The organism is Hydrogenovibrio sp. 3SP14C1, assembly GCF_029625905.1.
Lineage (GTDB): Bacteria > Pseudomonadota > Gammaproteobacteria > Thiomicrospirales > Thiomicrospiraceae > Hydrogenovibrio.
This window is the reverse complement of the sequence record NZ_JARTLM010000009.1, coordinates 102280-121245: the sequence shown is the minus strand read 5'-3', so window position 1 is coordinate 121245 and position 18966 is coordinate 102280. Positions and strand designations below refer to the sequence as shown.

Sequence of the window (18966 nt, the reverse complement as noted above, 5' to 3'; positions counted from 1 at the left end):
CTTTCTCCATAAAAAAAACCCCATTCAAGGGGTTTTATATCAAATCAACCGACAGACTAATGTAACTTTGGCTCGCCATTTTCGACTGAATCATCTGAGCTTAAATCAGTTTTTGTATCTGGCGTTGAGACCGAATCTACTTCTGAATCAGAGTGAGAAGTGCCATCTTGATCATCAGAACTTTCTTCCCAATCTTTAGGTTTACCAGGATCTTCACCAGCCATCAACTTTTTAATCTGATCAAAATCAATCGTCTCATACTTCAACAAAGTTGCTGCCATTGCATGAAGAACCGAAATATTCTCGGTTAAGATTTTTTCAGCTCTTTGATAGTTACGATCAATAAAATTACGCATCTCTAAGTCAATTTCATTTGAAATCTCACTCGATACATTCGCATTTCGCGAGGTTCCCATCAAAGAGCCATTGTCTTCTTCTTCATACATAAGAGGCCCAAGCTTTTCCGAGAGCCCCCACTTAGTAACCATATTACGAGCAATTTGGGTCGCTCTCATAATATCGTTACTCGCGCCAGTGGTAACCGCTTCTTTACCAAAGATCATTTCTTCAGCAATACGACCACCATACAAACTCGACAACTGACTTTCTAATTTACGCTTGCTGTAACTATAGGCATCTTCCTCAGGCAAGTACATCGTAACCCCAAGTGCACGCCCACGAGGCATAATACTTACCTTATAAACCGGATCATGCTCAGGCACAACAAAACCAACAATGGCATGCCCAGCTTCATGATAAGCAGTCAGCTTACGCTCATCTTCACTCATCACCATACTCTTACGCTCAACACCCATTAAGATTTTATCTTTGGCTTTCTCAAAGTGCTTCTGAGTCACTAAACGATCATTGCTTCTCGCTGCGAAAAGCGCTGCTTCATTTACTAAGTTTGCCAAATCTGCCCCAGAAAACCCAGGGGTTCCACGTGCAATTAAAGCAGGCTTAACGTCATCCGCTAAAGGCACTTTACGCATATGTACTTTTAGAATTTGTTCACGACCACGAACATCTGGCAATCCAACCGTTACTTGTCGGTCAAATCGACCAGGACGTAATAAGGCCGGGTCAAGTACGTCTGCACGGTTGGTTGCAGCAATAACAATCACACCCTCATTACCTTCAAACCCATCCATTTCAACCAGCATTTGGTTTAATGTTTGTTCACGCTCATCATTACCGCCACCCATTCCTGCACCACGGCTTCGACCGACTGCATCAATCTCGTCAATAAAGATAATACAAGGAGAGTGCGCTTTTGCTTGTTCAAACATATCTCTGACACGAGAAGCACCAACACCGACAAACATTTCAACGAAGTCAGATCCGGAAATACTAAAGAAAGGCACCTTAGCTTCCCCTGCAATCGCTTTTGCTAACAGCGTTTTACCTGTTCCAGGCGGTCCGACCATCAAGACACCTCGAGGGATGTTTCCACCTAAATTCTGATATTTTTCAGGGTCTCTTAAGAAGTCTACAATTTCACCGACTTCTTCTTTCGCTTCGTCCGCACCTGCAACATCATCCAGATTCACTTTAACTTGATCGTCACTCAGCATACGCGCTTTACTCTTACCAAATGACATCGGGCCACCTTTGCCCCCCATGCCACCACTCATAGAACGCATAAAGAATATCCAAATTGCAATCAATAGCAGCATTGGGAACCAAGAGATAAAGATCTGCATCAACACACTTTGTTTTTCAGGTGGACGAGCAACCACTTTTACATTGTTGTTCAATAAGTCACCCATTAACCCTGCATCACCAGGGTTATAGGTTGTAAATGCTTTTCCATCCGTGTAAACACCATGGATAGTGCCACCTTCAATCGACACTTGGCTAACAGATCCATCACGCACACGGTCAATAAATTCCGAATAAGCGAGCTGCGAACTCCCATTCAGTTTCTGACCACTGAAATGGTTAAAAATGGACAGCATAACGGTCGCTACAACCGTCCAAATTAAAATATTTTTTAACATATCATTTTTCATAATTCACCTTCGGAATCATCAACATTCTATTTTGTATTTATGAAGTTAACTTTACCACAAAAACACATTAATATTCTTTATACATAAACACAAAATCCGTGTTTTTAACTTATCTAAGCGTAATTACTCAGTTCGATAGCCAGCCTGTTTTAGGCTTTTTTTCCACGCGCTAACAAATAAATCTCTTTGCTTCTTGGGCGTGATGCTTTGGGCTTACGCGTTAATACTTTTTGATATTTTTCACGTAAGCTTTTTAATAACTGATCATAGCCTTCACCTTGAAAGACTTTCATTAACAAGTCGCCTTTAGGTTTCAGTACTTGATCGGCCAAGTCAACACAAAGCTCCACCAAGTACATCGCTCGGGGAATATCAACCCCTTTGTTTCCTGTCATATTCGGAGCCATATCCGACATAACCAAATCCACTTCGCGATCATCTAAAGCATCCAGTAGAGACTGGTAGACATCATCTTCCTGAAAATCTCCTTGAATAAACGTCACCCCTGCAAAAGGCTCAACTGGTAAAAGATCCAACGCAAACACGCGTCCATCTTCTCCAACCTGATGAGTCGTCCACTGCGACCAGCCCCCCGGAGCGGCCCCTAAATCAATGACCGTCATCCCCTTGGAAAACAGATGATCCTTCTCATCAATCTCTTGTAATTTATAAATAGCACGGGAACGCCAACCATCTTGTTTCGCTTTGTTCACATAATAGTCGTCAAAATGCTCTTTTAGCCACCCTGCACTTGATTTACTTCTTGCCATTAGTTTTAAATCACTTTTTCCTATAGAATATATATGCTTAAATGAGCAGCTTGAAAGAAGGCACTCATAAAACTGCTTCTTTTCTATCTCAACAGTGAGATTAGAATTAATTTTCAAACCCGTCAGCTTAAAAAGCTATCTTGTTTGATACTTCATAATAATAAGTTTTGGAAAATCAATGTCACAAAGCAAAAAACTTTCTAAAAACCAAGTCAAATTCTTAAAAGGAATTGCACATGGTTTAAACCCTATCATCATTATCGGCGCCAATGGCGTTACTGAAAGCTTAATGGAAGAACTTGAAAAAACACTAGAGCACCATGAGCTACTTAAAATTAAAATGGCTTCGGCTGAAAGATCTGATCGAAAAGAAATTATCGATTATATTTTGCAAAACACAGGTGCACAATTGGTTCAATCAATTGGTAAAACCGTTGTTATTTTCCGACAAAGTGAAGAGTCTGAACTTCAACTACCAAAGTAGTCATTTCAAAAAAACCGCCTCACTCTTGTACTCATGAGGCGGTTGCATCCCTTAGACGAGCTGACTTAATCCTCTATCCAAGTCTGCTTTAATATCGTCAAGACATTCAAGCCCCACCGAAACTCTCAACAAATTATCAGTAATCCCGGCTTTAACACGCTCTTCAGGACTAATTCGTCCATGTGTAGTCGTAGCAGGATGGGTAATACTGGTTTTCACATCGCCCAAATTAGCCGTGATCGACACCATTTTAATCGAATCAACCACCTTCCATGCCTCCGCTTGTCCGCCTTTTACTCGGAATGAAAGAAGTCCACCTGCTCCAGTTTGTTGACGCTTAACTAAGGCGTACTGTGGGTGCGAAACCAATCCAGGATAAAAAACTTTTTCTATCGCTTCATGCTGATCAAGCCACTCTGCTAATTGCTGAGCGCGTTGACAGTGTGCTTCCATACGAATGGACAAGGTCTCTAACCCCTTCAAAAACACCCAAGCGTTAAATGTACTCATAGTCGGTCCTGCTGTTCGTAGGAAACCTCTTACGGCATCCTCCACAATTACCTCAGACCCGACAACCGCCCCGCCAATAACTCGACCTTGACCATCTAAAAATTTAGTTGCCGAATGAATCACAATGTCCGCCCCCAACGTCAGAGGTTTTTGTAATGCGGGTGTACAGAAACAATTATCGACTACCAACAAAGCATCATTTTGATGCGCCAATTCTGCTAATGCCGAAATATCTGCAACTTCTGTCAAAGGGTTGGATGGGCTTTCTAAAAATAATGCTTTGGTATTCGGTTGAATCGCTTTTTGCCAGTCCTTTAAATCCGTTTGAGAAACAAATGTAATCTCGACACCGAATTTTTTTAAATACTTATTAAACAGGACTTGAGTGGTACCGAAAACACTTTGTGAAGACACGATATGGTCTCCCGACTCCAACAACCCCATAAAAGTCGACAAAATGGCCGACATCCCAGAAGCGGTTGCGACACAACTTTCACCTTGTTCCAGTGCCGCTAAACGGTTTTCAAAGGTGCGAACTGTTGGGTTGGTAAAACGAGAATAAACGTTTCCTTTCTCAACACCACCAAATCGATCAGCCGCTTGCTGCGCTGATTGATAGCGAAAACTAGAGGTCGGAAAAATGGCTTCAGAATTTTCTTGTTCATGTGTTTGCTCATACCCTGCACGAATCGCGAGGGTTTCAAGCTCATACTCTTCAACACCTTTATCCGCCATTATAAATTCCTACTGGCTCCTGCCCGACTGTCTTTTGTTTTGACTGAGCATCATCATTGCGTGACTCATCCAACGAGTCCAAATATTCTTGGGTAATATCCCCCGTCACATAACACCCACTAAAGCATGATGTATCAAATTCTTTAATTGACTTATTCCCTTGCCCAACCGCTTCAATCAAGTCATCCAGATCCTGATAGAACAACCTATCTGCACCGATATATTCCGCAATTTCTTCAATTTCACGACCATTCGCCACCAACTCTGAAGCACTTGGCATATCAATACCATATACATAAGGATAACGAACTGCGGGCGCGGCTGAAGCGAAGTACACTTTTTCAGCACCAGCATCGCGCGCCATTTGAACAATCTCGCCCGAAGTGGTGCCGCGCACAATCGAGTCGTCAACCAATAAAATATTTTTGCCTTCAAACTCTAGCGGCACCGGGTTCAGCTTTTGACGAACTGATTTTTTACGCTGTTTTTGCCCAGGCATAATGAAGGTACGACCGATATATCGGTTCTTAATAAACCCTTCACGATAAGGCTTACCAAGCTTATCAGCAAGCTGCAAAGCAGAAGTACGACTGGTATCAGGAATCGGCATCACCACATCAATATCATTATCAGGCCAATCGCGCATAATCTGTTCAGCTAGCTTTTCACCCATTCGTAAACGTGACTTATAAACGGAGATATCATCAATCATTGAATCCGGGCGAGCAAAATAAACAAATTCAAAAATACATGGGCTGTACTGAGGATTATCGGCACACTGCTTAAACTGAATATTACCTTGCTCGGTGATCACAACAGCTTCACCCGGTTCTAAATCTCTCAATAATTCATAACCTGCAGCATCCAGTGCAACACTTTCAGATGCCACCATATAATCGATACCTGCTTGGGTTTCTCTTTTACCGACAACGACAGGTCTTAAAGCAAATGGGTCACGGAAAGCAAACATCCCCATGCTAGGAATCACCCCTACCGCAGCATAACCACCACGGGCACGTTTATGAACACGATGAATGGCGTTAAAGATATCTTCTGGATCAATGAACAACTTTTTCTGCTGCATTAATTCATGCGCAAAAATATTAAGAAGGACCTCAGAATCGGAGTTGGTGTTCAGATGACGCAAATCTTGTTCGTAAATCTCTTTACTGAGCTGTTCGGCATTCGTAATATTGCCGTTATGTCCCATTGCGATGCCATAAGGAGAGTTAACATAAAAAGGCTGCGCTTCAGCACTTGAAGCCGAGCCGGCGGTAGGATAACGAGCATGACCAATGCCCATTTTCCCACGCAAATCTCTCATGTGACGGGTTCGAAAGACATCTTTCACCATCCCATTCGCTTTACGCTGGTATAAACGACCATTATCACATGTAACGATTCCCGCAGCATCCTGCCCTCGATGTTGCAAAACAGTCAAGGCATCATAAAGTTCTTGGTTAACAGGTGAATTTGATACGATTCCAACAATCCCACACATGGCGATACTTCTCCGATTTCTTTACCCAGCTTTAATGATTAAGTTATTTGGGTGATTGCTTTAACTTAACCAATTCCGATTGAATTCGTAAAATACGATCCAAACGTTGTTGATCTTTTATGGCTTCTGCTTTGGAAATATAAGGACCGACTCTTACAGAGTAATAATCATTTTCAGGAAAATGTTTAACAAAGGTCTCATAATCATATTTCAAACGTGTCTGTAAGGCTTCAGCCAATTCTTTCTTTCGATAAGCCACTAAACGAATAATCCATTCATACTGTTCAACATCAGCGCTCTTCCGACTGATATTGCTCTTTCCCATATCAGAAAGTGCTTTTTCTTTTTGAGCCATTGCATCGTTTTTTTGAGAAGACGATTTTACTTGCTCCTCGCTTGAATGATTTATTATTTTTTTGTCAGTTGTTTCTTTTGTCTGATCTTGAGGCAAAACAAAAGGTTTTTCAATCAATACCGATTTTTTAACAGATGCTTCATCTTGTTTAATAGGATCAAAATTAACTGGATTGCTATACCAAATAGGAACAATTATGACCAACAAGCCCAACCAGAAAATGGCTCCCGTTAAGCGATACTTCAGAACCGTATGGTTCGATAAATCTTGATCAGATTCTAAATCAATCATTCTGAAAATAAGCCAACGTTTGTGAAACAGTAAAAAAAGAACCCCAGACTAAAACATCTTTTTCCGATGTTTGACGGTTAAAAGCAACGGCCTCTGAAATATCAGAATATTTTACAATATTCTCAGGCAATACGCCCGATTGAAGTAACACTGTTTCAAGCTGATCGACTGACATAGCCCGTGGAACCGCTAAATCAGCGATAGACCATTTTTTGATATAAGGTTTAACGACTTCAATCATTGGAAGTACATCTTTATCTTGCAACACCGAAAAAATGGCATCTGCCTGAATTGAGTTTTGTTTTAGATAATCTGCAAGAACACTCGCTGCTTGAGGATTATGCGCTACATCAACCAACCAATCCTGGTGTCCTAATCGAGTTTTTTGTAAACGACCTGAGTGTTTGACACAACTTAATCCTTCAGATAGCTGTTCGGATGACACAGGCAATTCGGACTGTAAGGATTCAATCAAAGCAACAACACCCGCCGCATTTTGAATTTGAAACTCGCCTGAAAGCGCCGGTAAGGTTAGCGCCGGATAAACTGATTTTTTTTGAGGATCTAGAAACGACCAGGCCTGGTTATTTTTTTGATAAAAGAAGTCTTTAGATAACCTTTTTAAAGGCACGGCTTGTTCTGCAGCATAGCGTAACAATGTATCAGGAATATTATCGTCTGAACAAACGGATGGCTTGCCAGCTCGCATAACACCGGCCTTTTCTAATGCAATTTGATCCCGATCACTGCCCAACCAGTCTTCATGATCAACATCAATAGCCGTAATTAAGCTGGCGTCTGCATCCACTAAATTCACCGCATCCAATCGCCCTCCCAAACCGACTTCAAGCAAAACAACATCCAAAGAATATTTTGCAAAAACCCATAAAGCAGCCAAGGTAGAAAATTCGAAATAGGTTAATTTGGTCTCGCCGCGAGCAGCTTCAATAGCAGAAAAAGCTTGCACGATTTGTTTATCGTCAGCCAAGTGACCTTGAACTCGAATGCGCTCATTGAAGCGTAACAAATGCGGCGAAGTATACGCCCCAACTTGATATCCTGCCGACTCATAGATTGAAGTCAGCATCGCAACACTTGAGCCTTTTCCATTGGTGCCGGCAACTGAAATAACAACAGGCTTTATCGGTATCAAATTCATCGCTATTGCGACGGATTTTACCCGATCAATCCCAAGATCAATTTCATCTGCATGCAACGAAATCAACCAATCAATCCATACCGCTAAAGAAGTCGTTTCAGTGGGTTTCACTTAATTGAATTCACCCGATTATCTTCACGCTGACTTTTGTAACAACATGCGACAGATTGATGCCAGTTCTTCACTTAGGTTATGACGGTGAATGATTCGATCAATTGCGCCATGCTCTAGCAAAAACTCACTGCGTTGAAATCCTTCTGGAAGTTTTTCACGTACAGTTTGCTCAATAACACGTGGCCCTGCAAACCCGATTAAGGCTTTCGGTTCTGCAACATTTAAATCACCTAACATCGCAAAACTGGCTGAAACACCTCCCATCGTTGGATCCGTCAACACAGAAATAAATGGCAATTTATTTGCTCGTAAACGGCCTAAAGCCGCACTGGTTTTTGCCATTTGCATCAAAGAAAATAATGCTTCTTGCATTCGAGCACCACCACTGGCGGAAAAAACGATTAAAGGACATTTTTGTTCAATCGCTTCGTTTACTGCGCGAACAAATTTTTCACCCATGACCGACCCCATAGAACCGCCCATAAATTTAAATTCAAATGCACCCGCCACGATATTCAAACCTTGGATTTTTCCCGTCATCGTGATAAAAGAATCGGTTTCGCCCGTAGCTTTTTGCGCTTGGGCAATACGCGTTTTGTAGGGTTTCAAATCTTTAAACTTTAGCGCATCAACGGGGGTAACTTCTGCCGAAATCTCAACACCTGTGCCTTCATCAAAAAAAGCTTCTAAACGGTCACGCCCCCCTAATCGCATATGATGATCACATTTTGGGCACACTTCTAAGTTACGTCTGACTTCAGCACGATATAAAGTACTTTCACACTTAGGACATTTGGTCCATAGCCCTTCAGGAACATTCTTCTTACGTTCCGCCACTTGTTTAATACTCGGTAAAATCTTTTCAAACCAACTCATTTTATTCTCCAAAGAGTTTTGTTCTTACTGTGTGCCTGTTATAAAAACTGACACAATCTAATCTTTATTCGTTATCTGCTTTATCAATTGCTTGTCTGAATTCGCACATTTTATCACTTAATACCTTTTGAATGACAGCGGCGTCAGCGGAAGCATTCTGTTCTATCAAGCTAACTAAAGCGGAACCAACAATAATCGCATCGCCTAGTTTAGCCATCTGATAAGCAGTTTCGCCATTTCGAATTCCAAACCCAATCGCCACAGGCATTGAGATTTTTTCTCTTAAATGCCCTACATGGTGAGCAACATCATCTGCATCTAAAGCTTTGGAACCGGTGACGCCCTTCAAAGAAACATAATAAACAAACCCGCTTCCCTTCTCACTCACTGCATTAAGACGCCCATCTGGCGTTGTCGGAGAGACAAGAAAGATTCGGTTGAGTTGTGCTTGTGATAGGTTTTCAAAATATCCTTCACTTTCTTCTGGTGGCATATCAACGGTTAAAACACCATCTACTCCCGCTTTAGCGGCAGCTTTGGCAAAAATATCACTCCCCATCGCTTCAATCGGGTTTAAATATCCCATTAAAATGACAGGCGTCTTTGAATCCGTTTTACGAAATTCTACAACATAACTCAACACATCTTTCAAACTCACATTATGAGTCAAAGCACGCTCAACCGCTTTTTGAATCACAGGGCCATCAGCCATCGGGTCCGAAAAAGGGACACCGAGTTCAATCATATCGGCGCCCTGCTCCACCAAGCTATGCATTAAGTTAACGGTCATTTCTGGCTTAGGATCACCCGCCGTAATATAAGGGATTAACGCAGTTTTGTTATTGGATTTTAAATCACTCAGCGTCGTATCAATTCTGTTCATTTTAAAACTCAAACCCCTCAATTTTCGCTATGGTATTCATATCTTTGTCACCACGACCTGATAAGTTCACAATAATGGTTTGGTCTTTAGACATCGTTGGGGCGAGCTTTGTCGCATAGGCCAATGCATGACTTGATTCTAATGCTGGAATAATCCCTTCAAACTTAGTCAAATCACGACAGCCCTGCATTGCCTCATCATCATTAATCGCTACATATTTAACGCGACCAATGTCTTTTAGCCATGAATGCTCTGGCCCGACTCCCGGATAATCCAACCCAGCAGAAATAGAATGGGTTCCTAAAATCTGACCGTTCTCATCTTCCATCAAATAAGTGCGATTACCATGCAGTACACCTGACTTTCCTTCACACAAGGGTGCTGCGTGCTGCCCTGTTTCCAGACCAAGTCCACCCGCTTCAACACCATAAATCTTGACCGATTCATCGGGTAAAAAATCATAAAACAAACCAATTGCGTTTGACCCGCCGCCAACACAGGCAATCAAAGCATCCGGTAATTTACCTTCTTTTTCAAAATGTTGTTGCTTGGCTTCACGACCAATAATCGCTTGAAAATCACGCACCATTGCCGGATAAGGATGTGGGCCCGCGACCGTGCCGATAATGTAAAACGTATCATCCACATTCGTCACCCAATCACGCATCGCTTCATTCAAAGCATCTTTCAAGGTACGTGTACCGGACTCTACTCCAATGACTTCCGCACCCAGCATCTTCATACGTGCCACATTAGGCGCTTGGCGAACGACATCATCAGCCCCCATGTAAACCACGCATTCAAGACCCAGTCGGGCTGCAACCGTCGCGCTGGCAACACCATGTTGTCCTGCCCCCGTTTCGGCAATAATGCGTTTTTTACCTAGGCGTTTTGCCAATAAAGCTTGACCGATCGTGTTATTAATTTTGTGGGCACCAGTGTGATTCAAGTCTTCACGCTTTAAATAAATCTTGGCGCCGCCTAATGATTCTGACCATCGCTCTGCATAATATAAAGGCGTAGGACGTCCAACATAATCTTGATAGTCTTTAGTTAATTCAGCGATAAATGCTGGATCGTTTTTGACACTTTCATATTGTTGGCTCAGTTCTTCTAATGCAGCCATTAGAGTTTCAGGCGCAAAAATGCCACCATAAACTCCAAAATGTCCTTTTTTATCAGGATATTGCGAATAATCAATACTCATTCTATTTAATCCACTTTCGTTTTATCAAAACGGTAATCAAGCGCGTTTCGCGTTTACCGAACATCATTTACAGCTTGAATAAAAGCCTGTATTTTTTTTGAAGATTTTTGGCCAGGCGTTAATTCTACGCCCCCACTGACATCAACTGCCCATGGGTGAACGGACTCAATTCCCTGCCCAACATTTTCTTCACTTAACCCCCCCGCTAAAATAACGGGTAGCGTCATTTTTTGTCGCTTTTCAGGCGAAACCCAATCCCAATTAAAAGCAGCCCCTGTTCCACCCGGAATGCCTTTAACATAGGTATCAAGCAACAAACCTTGACTTGACGCATATTGGTCTGCCAATAGCTCTAAATCCGTCTCAGCCTGCATACGAATGGCTTTTATATAAGGACGAGAGAATTGCTCGCAAAATGCTGGCGATTCATCACCATGAAACTGTAACAAATCAACCTTAAGTTCTTCGATAACCTTTTGTACCAAAACAGCGCTTGGATTTACAAACAATGCTGTCGTCGTGACAAAAGCTGGCAAATTTTGAAAAATTGACCAGGCCTGGTCAATTGTGACCGCTCTGGGACTTTTTTCATAAAAAACGAATCCGATTGCATCCGCTCCGGCTTCAACAGCCGCCTTTGCATCAGTTATATTGGTAATGCCACAAATTTTAACACGCGTTCTAGTTTGCATCGTCCAACTCTTTTAGGCTTGCCAAAGCAGTTCGTCTAACGCAACTTTAGGCAGTTCAAACTGTTCAGGGTAAAGCGCATTCACAAAATATAAGCCGTCAGCCGGTGCCGTCATACCTGCTTGAGTCCGGTCTTGCTTTTTCAACAATTCTGCCACCCAATCAATAGGTTTTTCCAGCCGCCCCACTTCCAATAAAGTACCGACAATATTTCGGACCATATGGTGCAAAAACGCGTTGGCTTGGATATCAATAAACACAAAATTGCCTTGGCGCGAAACCTTTAAAGACTGCACATTGCGATTAGCGTGGGAAGCTTGACAACCAGATGCCCTGAAGGACGAGAAATCATTTTCACCCAATAAACTCTGAGCGGCACTATGCATTTTTTTCACATCTAAAGGGCGGTTTTCCCAGGTCACGCGATTGGCTAAAATGGCAGAATGAACAGGACGATTAAATATCACATAACGATATTGCCGAGCAATGGCAGAAAATCGAGCATGAAAATCTTCCTGCATCGATTTTACCCATGTCACCCGGATATCACTTGGTAACTGGGTATTAACCCCCTGAACCCACGCTTTATCCGGTCGATCAACATTCGTCTTAAAATGAGCGACTTGACCAACAGCATGCACGCCTGTATCCGTTCGGCCGGCACAATTCAAGCCAATTGTTTCATTAGCGATATTGGACAATGCTTTTTCAAGTTGTTGCTGAACAGAGTCACAATGTTTTTGATGCTGCCAGCCACAATAAGCGGTTCCTTGGTATTCAATACCAATCGCCAGTAAAGCCATGTCTATTAGATATGGTCTTTAATCAACAGCTCAGCAATTTGAACTGTGTTGGTAGCAGCACCTTTACGCACGTTATCTGCCACAACCCAGATATTCAAACCTTTATCACAAGAAATATCTTCGCGTACTCTTCCGACATAAACTGGGTTTGTATTAGCGGCATCCGTAACGGCTGTAGGGTATCCACCATCAACATGCTCATCAATTAAAACGATACCTTCGAAGTTTCTAAACAACTCTTTCGCTTGTTCAGCCGTGATTTTTTCTTTAGTTTCTAAATGAATCGCTTCACTGTGACCAAAGAAAACTGGGACACGTACTGCTGTCGGGTTGACAAGAATCGAATCATCTTCCATGATTTTTTTCGTTTCCCAAACCATTTTCATTTCTTCTTTGGTATAACCATTTTCTTGGAAAACATCAATTTGCGGAATACAGTTAAATGCGATTTGTTTAGGATAAACCTTAGTTTCCACTGGCTTCATATTAAGTAGATTAGCTGTTTGTGTTGCTAGCTCATCAATTGCTTCTTTACCTGAACCTGAAACCGCCTGATAGGTCGATACGTTAATACGTTCAATCCCCACTGCATCATAAATAGGTTTTAAAGCGACCATCATTTGAATAGTTGAACAGTTCGGGTTTGCAATAATGCCCCGGTTTTTATAACCTGCGACTGCTGCTGGGTTCACTTCTGGCACCACTAAAGGGATGTCTTCGTCATAACGGAATTCCGACGTGTTATCTACGACAATACATCCTGCAGCAGCGGCTTTAGGCGCATATTCTCTAGAAACACTGGCACCCGGTGAAAACAAACCGATCTGAACCTTTGAAAAATCAAATGTTGCCAAATCCTGAATCTCAACCCAACCCCCATTGAATTCTAGCTTCTTACCTGCAGAGCGACTGCTGGCAAGTGGGTATAAATTGCGAACTGGGAAATTACGTTCTTCAAGTACTTTTAAAATCGTTTCACCAACGGCACCCGTCGCACCTACAACGGCAATATCATACTGTTTTGTCATATTTTTCCCTTTACTTGCTTTTTACTGCTTCGGCTTCCGATGATTGTAGATCGTCCATAATGGATGCTTGATTTTTAATCATTTCAACAACCGATCTCGCCTGATTTTCTAATTTTTGTTTTTCGTTCTCTGGAAAACTGACAATTAAACCACCTTCAGTCAGCTCTCGGCTTTCACCAATAAACTTACCACCGGATTCAATCATCATTTCACCGCAAACGACTTCTCCTAAAAGCTTTCCAGTAGCCAGTATATCAATACTTTCACAAGCCACTTTGCCTTCTAGCGTGCCACTCACAACAATGGTTTTTGCTTTAATGAGCCCTGTAACAATCCCCTCATCACCAATAGAAACATCATAATCTGTCTCAACAACACCATCGATATGACCATCAATATGCAAGGCACCATCTAGGTCTTTAATTTCACCGTTTATTTTACATCCCGCAGCAATAATTGTTTTTCCACCTGCTGGACGCGACTTTGAACCACCTGACTTAAAGATCCCCATGGCACACCTTTTACCTTTTTAAATATTTCATCATAATGCTTTAAATCCCAGTTAATAAACGGAACTGGATTTAGTTTACGCTGTACAAAACTCACCTCATAATGCAAATGAGGCCCTGAAGATAATCCGGTAGAACCGATTTCACCGATTAACTCCCCTTTTTTAATCACTTGACCGGTTTTCACATGCAATTTGCTCATGTGCCCATAAAGTGTTTTAAAACCATTGTCGTGAGAAATGATGATTAAGCGCCCATACCCACTTCTTTTGTGATATCCGGCATATTCAATGGTACCGCTAGCCGTAGCAATAACACCATCTCCGCGCTTACCTCGATAATCAATCCCTCTATGATATTCTTTCGTGCCTTTCACTGGATGAATACGCCAACCAAAGCTACTACTAACCCCCTGATACTTCTGAACAGGTCGTCCACTGGGGATGTCTTCCAACATGATCTGCTTTTCAAGCGTAGTCAGCTGAACAATCTTTACGCGATCCGTTAATAACTCATCTTCATCCGGCTTCACGCCGATCAAGTCTTCCAAACCTTGCAAGGTTTGATCTAAAAATTGAATTTGTTTCGATTTATTATCCAACTGACTTTGAAGCTTTCGCTTTTCCGCTTCCAAAGTCATGTAAGAATTTTTACTCTCTTCTATCACAGAATGATAGCTGGCTTCGGCAACCTGTCGTTTATCCTGAATATCGATAATTTCCTGGTTCAACCACCAAATAACAGTGACCGCCCCGGCTAGCATCAAGAAGATAAACAACACAACAAACAGCGCGAATTTTCGCATAAACTGTTTGAAAGAGAAATGACGTGACCCATGCACATCACTTATGGTTATCGTAAAATGATTCTTCATCTTAAAAAGGCATTCCTAATCATCGTCTCGCAATGCAGTTTACACAATTATAGGAAAATTGCACTTTCTATCCGTAAAAATCTTTACAGACTTGCCACGACCGCATCGCCCATTTCTGATGTCGATACTTTTGTTAACCCTTCTGACCAAATATCACCCGTTCTTAAACCTTGATCCAACACCTTACTGACCGCTGCCTCGATTTTCAAGGCTAAATCTTCACGGTTCAAACTATACCGTAACATCATGGCTGCTGACAAAATCGTCGCCAAAGGGTTTGCGATGTTTTGACCTGCAATATCCGGCGCTGAACCATGACTCGGCTCATACATCCCTTTGTTGTTCGCATCCAAAGAAGCAGATGCCAACATACCAATCGATCCCGTCAACATAGACGCTTCATCTGATAAGATATCACCAAACATATTACCGGTCACCATCACATCAAACTGCTTCGGATTAAGTACCAATTGCATTGCCGCATTATCAACATACATGTGTTGAACCTCAACTTCTGGATACTCCTTAGCAACTTCATCAACAATCTCACGCCACATTTCGGTCACTTCCAACACGTTTGCTTTATCCACAGAACAAAGTTTTTTGTTGCGTTTCATCGCTGCTTCGAAAGCAACATGGGCGATACGTTTGATTTCAGATTCTGAGTAAACATAGGTGTTATACCCTTGACGCTCCCCATTCTCCAAAGTACGAATACCACGCGGCTGACCAAAGTAAATCCCCCCAGTCAATTCACGAACAATCAAGATATCCAACCCTGCAACCACTTCAGGCTTTAACGTAGAAGCATCCGCTAGTTGCGGAAAAAGATACGCCGGCCTTAGGTTGGCAAACAGCTCTAGATTAGAACGTAATGCCAACAATCCCTTTTCAGGACGTACCGAAATATCCAATGATTCCCATTGGTAACCACCGACTGCACCCAACAAAATCGCATCAGACTGCTTGGCCTTCTCTAGCGTCTCTTCTGCTAAAGGGACACCATGCGCATCATAAGCCGCACCACCAACCAAGTCATGCGTCATCGTGATATCCAGGTTATCATTCTGCTTAAGTGCCTCTAAAACCTTAACGGCTTCTGCTGTAATTTCTGGTCCAATCCCATCACCGGGCAAAATCAATACTTCTTGTGTCATTACATTTTCACTCTAAATTTAATAAATCTTATCGGTACAACCATGGAGAAGCAGCTTTATATTTCGCTTCAAAGGCTTTAATTTCATCTTCGTGCTGTAAAGTTAGTCCAATATCATCCAACCCGTTAAGCAAACAATGACGGCGGAAAGAATCCACCTCAAACGGAATTGCCTCTCCGTTTGGCTTTTTAATCTGTTGATGCTCTAAATCGACTGTTAACTGATACCCTTCTTCAGCAAAGACTTCTTTAAATAAGCCATCAATAATGGCTTCGTCCAGAACAATCGGCAAAATACCATTCTTAAAGCTGTTATTGAAAAAGATATCAGCAAAGCTTGGTGCGATAATGACATCAAACCCGTAATCTTTTAACGCCCAAGGCGCATGTTCTCGACTGGAACCACACCCAAAGTTTTCGCGCGCCAACAAAATACGCGCGCCCTGATAACGAGGCTGATTCAATAAAAATTCTTTACGTAGAGGACGATTTGAGTTATCCACTCCTGGCTCACCCACATCTTCATAGCGCCACTCATCAAATAAGTTAGGCCCAAACCCAGTCCGTTTAATCGACTTTAAAAACTGCTTAGGGATAATCGCATCCGTATCAACATTTGAACGATCCATCGGTGCTACAATCGCCGTTAAGGCTGTAAATTTATCCATACTCATCTTTAGCTTGCCTCTTTCATCATGTCACGCACATCAACAAAATGTCCCGCAACCGCTGCAGCCGCTGCCATTTGAGGACTGACCAAATGCGTACGACCACCAGCACCTTGGCGCCCTTCGAAGTTTCGATTTGAAGTAGACGCGCAATGCTTACCACTCGGAAGTCTATCCGCATTCATTGCAAGACACATCGAACAGCCCGGATTACGCCATTCAAAGCCGGCTTCAATAAAAATTTTATCCAAGCCTTCTTCCTCAGCTTGTTTTTTCACCAGGCCTGACCCAGGAACAACCAAAGCCTGTTCCACCGAACTGGCTACTTTCCGCCCTTTCAGCACAGCTGCTGCTTCACGGAAATCTTCAATACGTGAATTGGTACAAGAGCCAATAAAGACATAATCAACCGGAATATCCGTAATAGCCATATCCGCTTGAAGTCCCATATAGTCAAGTGCTCGGCGAATCCCACTTGCTTTCACATCATCAACTTCATGAGATGGATTAGGCACTTTACCATTCACATCCGATACCATCTCTGGAGACGTTCCCCAAGAGACTTGAGGCTCAATTTTTGACCCGTCAATTTCAACGACTTTGTCGAATTGAGCATTCTCGTCAGACTTTAAGTCTTGCCATGCCGCGACTGCTGCATCCCAATCTTCCGATTTCGGAGCAAAAGGGCGTCCTTTGACATACTCAACCGTCTTTTCGTCAACCGCCACCAAACCAACACGGGCGCCGGCTTCAATTGCCATATTACAAACCGTCATTCGCCCTTCGATCGACATATCGCGGAAAACCTGCCCGCCAAACTCAATCGCATGGCCGTTTCCACCCGCGGTTCCGATCTGTCCGATAATCGCCAACACGACATCTTTCGGGCTCACTCCCGGTTGAAGTCTGCCATCCACTTTGACCAGCATGTTTTTCATTTTCTTTTGAATCAGACATTGTGTTGCTAAAACATGTTCGACTTCAGAGGTTCCGACACCATGCGCCAACGCGCCTAAGGCACCATGCGTGGCGGTGTGCGAATCACCACACACCAACGTCATGCCTGGCAATGTTACCCCTTCTTCCGGGCCGACAACATGCACGATTCCTTGGCGCACATCCCCGATACCAAATTCGGTAATCCCGAACTGCTTGGTATTCGCATCCAATGTCTGCACCTGAATACGAGAAATCGGATCGACGATATCTTCCACTGAATTAAAAGCGGTGGTTGGCACATTATGATCCGGCGTAGCCAGGTTCGCATCGATACGCCAAGGCTTACGATTTGCAAGACGCAATCCTTCAAATGCTTGAGGTGAGGTCACTTCGTGCAACAACTGTCGATCAATATAAATCAAAGCCGTTCCGTCTTCTTCTTCGCGGACGACATGACTGTCCCACAATTTATCGTATAAGGTCTTAGCAGACATTGGTATAATTCCACTCCTAACATTGTTACTTGAACAGACTGAATCCCATCTAAGCACTCAAAAGGCGTTAACCGCCGCTTTAATGCATTCAATCTTTCAGGCGTCGAACAGTATTCGCTATAGAATTCAATGAATTTACAGGAACACAAGGTCTAAAAAATAGCTAAACATTATAGCATTTCAAAACCGTTTCATTGGAAAAATTAGCGCGTTCAACAAACCAAAAACCACGCTAAGGAACAACATGGGTTATCGCATTAAAGAAGCATTTTATTCTTTACAAGGGGAAGGATTTCATTCCGGACGCCCCGCCATTTTCTGCCGCTTCACAAATTGTAACTTGTGGACAGGTCGAGAAGCAGATCGCAGCAACGCCGTTTGCCAGTTTTGTGATACCGATTTTTTGGGTACAGATGGCCAGAATGGCGGGAGTTTTAAAGACGCTGACAGCTTAGCACAACATTTATTATCGCTTTGGCCGACCGATAAAAATGACCAGGCCTGCCCTCATCCGTTTGTGGTGTTAACGGGCGGAGAGCCCTTATTGCAAGTTGACCAAACACTGGTTGATATATTTCATCAACGCGGATTTGAAATTGCCGTTGAAACCAATGGTACGCAAAACGCCCCTGATAACATTGATTGGATTTGCGTCAGCCCAAAGGCAAACGCACCATTAATTCTGGACTCGGGAGATGAATTAAAACTGGTTTACCCGCAAGCAGAGTTGCAACCTGAAACAGTCAAGAACTTGGATTTCAAACACTTTTACCTTCAAGCAATGGATGATGCGGATCCGGTCATTCAAGCAAAAAACCTGAAAGCCACGTTAGCGTATTGCTTGAAACATCCTCAATGGAAGCTCAGCTTACAAACCCACAAGATACTGGGCGTCGATTAGTGCTTTG

General features: G+C 42.7%; 19 protein-coding genes. 2 read left to right on the top strand and 17 right to left on the bottom strand.

Features of this window, described 5'->3' with window-relative positions:
- Nucleotides 1-56: 56 nt before the first annotated feature.
- Complete coding sequence (ftsH, locus tag P8629_RS09125; protein ID WP_278165819.1) at nt 57-2012, bottom strand: ATP-dependent zinc metalloprotease FtsH; 1956 nt, start codon at nt 2010-2012, stop codon at nt 57-59.
- A gap of 149 nt (nt 2013-2161) precedes the next feature.
- Nucleotides 2162-2782 (bottom strand): 23S rRNA (uridine(2552)-2'-O)-methyltransferase RlmE, encoded by a 621-nt coding sequence (gene rlmE, locus P8629_RS09120; RefSeq protein ID WP_278165818.1) that lies wholly within the window; start codon nt 2780-2782, stop codon nt 2162-2164.
- 178 nt (nt 2783-2960) lie between these two features.
- Between rlmE and yhbY the strand changes: the two genes are divergently transcribed.
- On the top strand, nt 2961-3266 hold the full coding sequence (yhbY, locus tag P8629_RS09115) for a ribosome assembly RNA-binding protein YhbY (protein WP_278165817.1): 306 nt from the start codon (nt 2961-2963) through the stop codon (nt 3264-3266).
- Nucleotides 3267-3317: 51 nt separating this feature from the next.
- Here the strand turns inward: yhbY and P8629_RS09110 are convergent, their stop codons facing one another.
- The 15 genes from P8629_RS09110 to leuC all read right to left on the bottom strand — a co-directional run bounded on the left by P8629_RS09110 (nt 3318) and on the right by leuC (nt 18058).
- Complete coding sequence (locus P8629_RS09110) at nt 3318-4511, bottom strand: O-succinylhomoserine sulfhydrylase (RefSeq protein ID WP_278165816.1); 1194 nt, start codon at nt 4509-4511, stop codon at nt 3318-3320.
- Complete coding sequence (gene purF, locus P8629_RS09105) at nt 4501-6012, bottom strand: amidophosphoribosyltransferase (protein WP_278165815.1); 1512 nt, start codon at nt 6010-6012, stop codon at nt 4501-4503. The genes P8629_RS09110 and purF overlap by 11 nt, the downstream gene beginning before the upstream one ends.
- Nucleotides 6013-6055: 43 nt before the next feature.
- Nucleotides 6056-6658 carry an SPOR domain-containing protein gene (locus P8629_RS09100; protein WP_278165814.1) on the bottom strand — a complete coding sequence of 201 codons (603 nt, stop codon included), beginning with the start codon at nt 6656-6658 and terminating at the stop codon, nt 6056-6058.
- Nucleotides 6651-7928 (bottom strand): bifunctional tetrahydrofolate synthase/dihydrofolate synthase, encoded by a 1278-nt coding sequence (gene folC / locus P8629_RS09095; protein ID WP_278165813.1) that lies wholly within the window; start codon nt 7926-7928, stop codon nt 6651-6653. The genes P8629_RS09100 and folC overlap by 8 nt, the downstream gene beginning before the upstream one ends.
- Nucleotides 7929-7952: 24 nt before the next feature.
- The gene (gene accD / locus P8629_RS09090; protein WP_278165812.1) at nt 7953-8807 is read right to left on the bottom strand and encodes an acetyl-CoA carboxylase, carboxyltransferase subunit beta; all 855 of its coding nucleotides are present in this window, start codon (nt 8805-8807) and stop codon (nt 7953-7955) included.
- A 64-nt stretch (nt 8808-8871) separates the two neighbouring features.
- Nucleotides 8872-9690, bottom strand: a complete 819-nt coding sequence (gene trpA / locus P8629_RS09085; RefSeq protein ID WP_278165811.1) for a tryptophan synthase subunit alpha — start codon at nt 9688-9690, stop codon at nt 8872-8874.
- A 1-nt stretch (nt 9691) separates the two neighbouring features.
- Nucleotides 9692-10897, bottom strand: a complete 1206-nt coding sequence (gene trpB / locus P8629_RS09080) for a tryptophan synthase subunit beta (protein WP_278165810.1) — start codon at nt 10895-10897, stop codon at nt 9692-9694.
- Nucleotides 10898-10950: 53 nt separating this feature from the next.
- Complete coding sequence (locus P8629_RS09075) at nt 10951-11589, bottom strand: phosphoribosylanthranilate isomerase (RefSeq protein WP_278165809.1); 639 nt, start codon at nt 11587-11589, stop codon at nt 10951-10953.
- 12 nt (nt 11590-11601) lie between these two features.
- On the bottom strand, nt 11602-12390 hold the full coding sequence (gene truA, locus P8629_RS09070; protein ID WP_278165808.1) for a tRNA pseudouridine(38-40) synthase TruA: 789 nt from the start codon (nt 12388-12390) through the stop codon (nt 11602-11604).
- Nucleotides 12391-12395: 5 nt separating this feature from the next.
- On the bottom strand, nt 12396-13418 hold the full coding sequence (locus P8629_RS09065) for an aspartate-semialdehyde dehydrogenase (RefSeq protein WP_278165807.1): 1023 nt from the start codon (nt 13416-13418) through the stop codon (nt 12396-12398).
- A gap of 10 nt (nt 13419-13428) precedes the next feature.
- Nucleotides 13429-13929 carry a bactofilin family protein gene (locus P8629_RS09060; protein WP_278165806.1) on the bottom strand — a complete coding sequence of 167 codons (501 nt, stop codon included), beginning with the start codon at nt 13927-13929 and terminating at the stop codon, nt 13429-13431.
- Nucleotides 13851-14801, bottom strand: coding sequence for a M23 family metallopeptidase (locus P8629_RS09055; protein ID WP_278165805.1), 951 nt, complete (start codon nt 14799-14801; stop codon nt 13851-13853). Before P8629_RS09055 ends, P8629_RS09060 begins: the two co-directional genes overlap by 79 nt.
- A gap of 83 nt (nt 14802-14884) precedes the next feature.
- Nucleotides 14885-15958 carry a 3-isopropylmalate dehydrogenase gene (gene leuB / locus P8629_RS09050; RefSeq protein WP_278165804.1) on the bottom strand — a complete coding sequence of 358 codons (1074 nt, stop codon included), beginning with the start codon at nt 15956-15958 and terminating at the stop codon, nt 14885-14887.
- 28 nt (nt 15959-15986) lie between these two features.
- Nucleotides 15987-16631, bottom strand: coding sequence for a 3-isopropylmalate dehydratase small subunit (leuD, locus tag P8629_RS09045; RefSeq protein ID WP_278165803.1), 645 nt, complete (start codon nt 16629-16631; stop codon nt 15987-15989).
- A gap of 2 nt (nt 16632-16633) precedes the next feature.
- Entirely contained in the window at nt 16634-18058 is a 1425-nt protein-coding gene (gene leuC / locus P8629_RS09040; protein WP_278165802.1) for a 3-isopropylmalate dehydratase large subunit, read from the bottom strand.
- 244 nt (nt 18059-18302) lie between these two features.
- Here leuC and queE point away from each other — a divergent pair, with 244 nt between their 5' ends.
- The gene (gene queE, locus P8629_RS09035; protein ID WP_278165801.1) at nt 18303-18959 is read left to right on the top strand and encodes a 7-carboxy-7-deazaguanine synthase; all 657 of its coding nucleotides are present in this window, start codon (nt 18303-18305) and stop codon (nt 18957-18959) included.
- The last annotated feature ends 7 nt before the right edge of the window (nt 18960-18966 follow it).

Bases quoted from the DNA above. Each gene is read 5' to 3' on its own strand.
- ftsH (WP_278165819.1), bottom strand. From the start codon at position 2,012: ATGAAAAATGATATGTTAAAAAATATTTTAATTTGGACGGTTGTAGCG.
- rlmE (WP_278165818.1), bottom strand. From the start codon at position 2,782: ATGGCAAGAAGTAAATCAAGTGCAGGGTGGCTAAAAGAGCATTTTGAC.
- yhbY (WP_278165817.1), top strand. From the start codon at position 2,961: ATGTCACAAAGCAAAAAACTTTCTAAAAACCAAGTCAAATTCTTAAAA.
- P8629_RS09110 (WP_278165816.1), bottom strand. From the start codon at position 4,511: ATGGCGGATAAAGGTGTTGAAGAGTATGAGCTTGAAACCCTCGCGATT.
- purF (WP_278165815.1), bottom strand. From the start codon at position 6,012: ATGTGTGGGATTGTTGGAATCGTATCAAATTCACCTGTTAACCAAGAA.
- P8629_RS09100 (WP_278165814.1), bottom strand. From the start codon at position 6,658: ATGATTGATTTAGAATCTGATCAAGATTTATCGAACCATACGGTTCTG.
- accD (WP_278165812.1), bottom strand. From the start codon at position 8,807: ATGAGTTGGTTTGAAAAGATTTTACCGAGTATTAAACAAGTGGCGGAA.
- trpA (WP_278165811.1), bottom strand. From the start codon at position 9,690: ATGAACAGAATTGATACGACGCTGAGTGATTTAAAATCCAATAACAAA.
- trpB (WP_278165810.1), bottom strand. From the start codon at position 10,897: ATGAGTATTGATTATTCGCAATATCCTGATAAAAAAGGACATTTTGGA.
- P8629_RS09075 (WP_278165809.1), bottom strand. From the start codon at position 11,589: ATGCAAACTAGAACGCGTGTTAAAATTTGTGGCATTACCAATATAACT.
- truA (WP_278165808.1), bottom strand. From the start codon at position 12,390: ATGGCTTTACTGGCGATTGGTATTGAATACCAAGGAACCGCTTATTGT.
- P8629_RS09065 (WP_278165807.1), bottom strand. From the start codon at position 13,418: ATGACAAAACAGTATGATATTGCCGTTGTAGGTGCGACGGGTGCCGTT.
- P8629_RS09060 (WP_278165806.1), bottom strand. From the start codon at position 13,929: ATGGGGATCTTTAAGTCAGGTGGTTCAAAGTCGCGTCCAGCAGGTGGA.
- P8629_RS09055 (WP_278165805.1), bottom strand. From the start codon at position 14,801: ATGAAGAATCATTTTACGATAACCATAAGTGATGTGCATGGGTCACGT.
- leuB (WP_278165804.1), bottom strand. From the start codon at position 15,958: ATGACACAAGAAGTATTGATTTTGCCCGGTGATGGGATTGGACCAGAA.
- leuD (WP_278165803.1), bottom strand. From the start codon at position 16,631: ATGAGTATGGATAAATTTACAGCCTTAACGGCGATTGTAGCACCGATG.
- leuC (WP_278165802.1), bottom strand. From the start codon at position 18,058: ATGTCTGCTAAGACCTTATACGATAAATTGTGGGACAGTCATGTCGTC.
- queE (WP_278165801.1), top strand. From the start codon at position 18,303: ATGGGTTATCGCATTAAAGAAGCATTTTATTCTTTACAAGGGGAAGGA.